This window comes from Streptomyces sp. NPDC002537, assembly GCF_053594975.1.
The window spans coordinates 1-4029 of record NZ_JBSFWT010000174.1 but is presented as its reverse complement, the minus strand read 5'-3'; the positions used below and the strand labels follow the sequence as shown (position 1 = coordinate 4029).

At 73.6% G+C, this 4029-nt stretch carries 2 protein-coding genes and 1 pseudogene; all 3 read right to left on the bottom strand.

Annotated elements, in window-relative coordinates; translation table 11 throughout:
• Positions 1-153 precede the first annotated feature (153 nt).
• Positions 154-2970 carry a DEAD/DEAH box helicase gene (locus tag ACWD4A_RS35105; RefSeq protein WP_451200503.1) on the bottom strand — a complete coding sequence of 939 codons (2817 nt, stop codon included), beginning with the start codon at positions 2968-2970 and terminating at the stop codon, positions 154-156.
• A 44-nt stretch (positions 2971-3014) separates the two neighbouring features.
• Positions 3015-3923 carry a diacylglycerol kinase gene (locus ACWD4A_RS35100; RefSeq protein ID WP_451200501.1) on the bottom strand — a complete coding sequence of 303 codons (909 nt, stop codon included), beginning with the start codon at positions 3921-3923 and terminating at the stop codon, positions 3015-3017.
• A gap of 34 nt (positions 3924-3957) precedes the next feature.
• A pseudogene (locus ACWD4A_RS35095) lies at positions 3958-4029 on the bottom strand (DUF1844 domain-containing protein); the annotation flags it as partial.

The following is a 4029-nucleotide window of genomic DNA, read 5'->3' as shown; positions in this document are numbered from 1 at the left end:
CCAGCCCGTCCTGGGGGCACCTCCCAGCGGTAGCTGGGGGAGATTGAGGACGCGGCCGCAGGCCGCCCCCGCCGCAGGCGGCGAACCGGCCCGCACCCGGGAGACGGCCCGCAGCCGACTACGCGGAGCGCCCAGCGGCGAGCGAACCGGCCGTCAGCCCACCGACGAGTACGCGACAACCCCACGCAACAGGCCGTCGACGGCCTTCCGCGCATTGCGCGCAACAGGACTCCCCTGCGGCGCCGCCGCGGCGATCTGGCCCAGGACGTCGATCAGCTGCTTGCACCAGCGGACGAAGTCGCCCGCCGGCATCTCGACGTCGCGGAGCACCTCGTCGAGGCCATGGCCCTGCGCCCAGCGGTACGCGGCCCAGGCGAAGCCCAGGTCCGGCTCGCGCTGGCCGACGCCCTCCGCCTGGTTGATCTTGTGCTCCTCCTCCAGCGCGTCGAGGCGGCCCCAGATGCGGACCATCTCGCCGAGCGCGGCCTGGGCCGGGCCCGCGGGCAGCTTCGGCGGTGCCGCGTCGTCGGCCATCCGCGCCTCGTAGACCAACGCCGAGGCGCAGGCGGCCAGTTCCGCGGGCGCCAGGCCGTCCCAGACGCCGTCGCGCAGGCATTCCGAGGCGAGCAGGTCCAGCTCTCCGTAGAGCCGCGCGAGGCGCCGCCCGTCCTCGGTGACCTCGTCGCCCCGCAGATAGCCGAGGCCGGTCAGGAGCGCGCAGATGCGGTCGAAGGTGCGGGCGATCGTGTTCGTCCGGCCCTCGATGCGCCGCTCCAGCTGGCGGGTGTCGCGCAGCAGCCGGTGGTAGCGCTCCGCCCAGCGGGCGTGGTCCTCGCGCTCGTCGCAGCCGTGGCACGGGTGCGCGCGGATCGCGGTGCGCAGCCGGGTGATCTCGGCGTCGTCGGCGGCCTGCGCCCGCTGCTTGCGGTGCCGGTCGGGCACGATGTGCCCGGCCTTGGTGCGCAGCGCGGAGGCGAGGTCGCGGCGGGACTGCGGGCTGCGCGGGTTGAAGGACCTGGGCACGCGCATCCGCTCCAGGGCCTCGACGGGCACCGGGAAGTCGATCGGCGCCAGCCGCTTGACCTGCCGCTCGGCGGTGAGCACCAGGGGGCGCGGCCCGTCGTGCGGGTCGAAGCCGCGGTGCCGGTCGGTGCGGCCCGGCGGCAGGCCGGGGTCGAGCACCAGGGCGAGCCCGGCGTACTTCCCGGTGGGCACGTGGATGACGTCGCCGGGCTTGAGCTTCTCCAGGGCCGCGGCGGCGGCCGCCCGGCGCTGGGTGGCGCCCTGCTTGGCCAGCTCGGTCTCGCGGTCCTTGAGCTCGCGGCGCAGCCGCGCGTACTCCTCGAAGTCGCCCAGGTGGCAGGTGACGGCCTCGCGGTAGCCCGCCAGGCCCTCCTCGTTCTTCTGCACCTGCCGGGAGATGCCGACGACCGACTTGTCGGCCTGGAACTGCGCGAAGGAGGTCTCCAGGAGCTCCCGCGAGCGGTGCCTGCCGTACTGGGAGACGAGGTTGACCGCCATGTTGTACGACGGCTTGAAGCTGGACCGCAGCGGGTACGTGCGGGTGCCCGCCAGGCCCGCGAGCGCGGCCGGGTCCATGGCGCGCTGCCACAGGACGACGGCGTGGCCCTCGACGTCGATGCCGCGGCGGCCGGCGCGGCCGGTCAGCTGGGTGTACTCGCCGGGGGTGATGTCGGCGTGCTGCTCGCCGTTCCACTTGACGAGCTTCTCCAGGACCACCGAGCGGGCGGGCATGTTGATGCCCAGTGCGAGGGTCTCGGTGGCGAAGACGGCCTTGACCAGGCCCTTGACGAAGAGCTCCTCGACCACTTCCTTGAAGGTGGGCAGCATGCCCGCGTGGTGCGCGGCGATGCCCCGCTCCAGGCCCTCCAGCCACTCGAAGTAGCCCAGGACGTGCAGGTCCTCGTCGGGGATCGAGGCGGTGCGCTCCTCGACGATCTCCCGGACCCTGCCCCGGGCCTCGGCATCGTTGAGCCGCAGCCCGGCGTACATGCACTGCTGCACGGCGGCCTCGCAGCCGGCCCGGCTGAAGATGAAGGTGATGGCGGGCAGCAGGCCCTCGGCGTCGAGCCGCTCGATGACCTCGACCCGGCTGGGGGTCCAGATGCGGCTGCGCTGGCGGCGCTCGCGCTCGCGGTCGGCCTCGCGGAGGTTCTTGCCGCGGCGGCGGTCGCGGCCGCCGAAGGGGCGGCTGTTCTCCATCCGGGCCAGGCGCACCAGGTCGGGGTTGACCTCGCGTCTGGTGCCCTGCGGGCCGTCCTTCTCCTCGAAGAGGTCGTACATCCGCCGCCCGGCGAGCACGTGCTGCCACAGCGGGACGGGCCGGTGCTCGGAGACGATCACTTCGGTGTCGCCGCGGACCGTGTCCAGCCAGTCGCCGAACTCCTCCGCGTTGGAGACGGTGGCCGACAGGGACACGAGCGTCACCGAGTCCTGGAGGTGAATGATGACCTCCTCCCAGACGGCGCCGCGGAAGCGGTCGGAGAGATAGTGCACCTCGTCCATGACCACGTAGCCGAGGCCGTTGAGCGCCTGGGAGCCCGCGTAGAGCATGTTGCGCAGCACTTCGGTGGTCATGACGAGCACCGGGGCGTCGGGGTTGACGCTGTTGTCGCCGGTCAGCAGGCCGACGCGGTCGGCGCCGTAGCGCTTGACGAGGTCGCTGTACTTCTGGTTCGACAGCGCCTTGATCGGCGTGGTGTAGAAGCACTTGCGGCCCTGGGTGAGGGCCAGGTGGACGGCGAACTCGCCCACGATGGTCTTGCCGGACCCGGTCGGCGCGGCGACCAGCACGCCCTTCCCCGCTTCCAGGGCCTTGCAGGCCTCTATCTGGAAGGGGTCCAGTTCGAATTCGTACATCTCGCGGAACGGGGCGAGCGCGGTGGCCTGCTCGGCGGCGCGCACCTGGGACAGGGCGTAGCGCTCAGCAGGGGACATGTCGTCGGTCATCTTGTGTACGAGCCTACCCGGGGCCTCTGACAGCCACCCGATCTTTATCGAGCACTGGTGGAGCGGGCGCCCAGGACGCGTACGGCCCCGGGGACGGTCTCCGCGGTGAGCGGCAGCGGTCCCAGGGGCTCGCCGTCCGCGTAGCCGGTGCTGCCGGGGGCCTCCAGGGTCACCCTCGCGGCGCGGTGGACGGTGACCTTGGGGTGTCCGAGGTGGGTGCCCCGGTAGACCTTCGGGAAGACCGTGAGGAGGGTGGTGCGGCTGCACGGGCCGACGACCGTGATGTCGAACAGCCCGTCGTCCAGTCGCGCGTCGCCGCAGATGCGCATGCCGCCGCCGTACGAGCCGCCGTTGCCGACCGCGACGAGGGTCGCCTCGATCCGCCGCGCGGGCCCGTCGTCGAGGGTGATCCGGTACGGGACGGGGCGCAGCGCGGCGAGTTCGGCGAGGAGGGCGACGTCGTAGCGCAGCCGCCCGGTGGGGAAGCGGAGCCGGTTGCCCCGGTCGTTGACGCGGGAGTCGAGGCCGGAGGCGAGGACGGTGCCGAACCAGGTGTCCCCGGTCCGTCCGAGGTCGACGGGGCGGCCGCCGTCCCCCTTGAGGGAGGTCGCGATGGCCCGGCCCGCGGCGGCGGGGTCGCGCACGGGCAGGCCGTTGGCGCGGGCGAAGTCGTTGCCGGTGCCGACGGCCACCACCCCGAGGGGGGTGCCGGTCCCGGCGACGGCCTGGAGGGCGAGCGAGCACATGCCGTCGCCGCCGACGGCTATCAGCGCCCCGGTGCCCCCGGCGACCGCGGCCCGTGCCCGCGCGAGGGCGTCGGGGGCGTCCGTCCCCAGGACCGTGCGGACGGAGAACCCGGCGTCGCGCAGCACCCGGGCCGCGGGCAGGGCCGCCCTGGCGCCCCGTCCGCGGCCCGCCGTGGGGTTGACGAAGAGGGTGATGTCGCTGGTCACCCGCCGGACCCTACCGGGTCCGGAAACGCCTGGGGGCGGCCGCTGTGACCAGGCCGGCGAGCGCGGTGATCAGCTTGCGGGCCTCGTCCAGGTCCTTGTGCGCCTC

Coding starts and splice junctions, on each gene's coding strand:
- ACWD4A_RS35105 (WP_451200503.1), bottom strand. CDS start 2,970: ATGACCGACGACATGTCCCCTGCTGAGCGCTACGCCCTGTCCCAGGTG.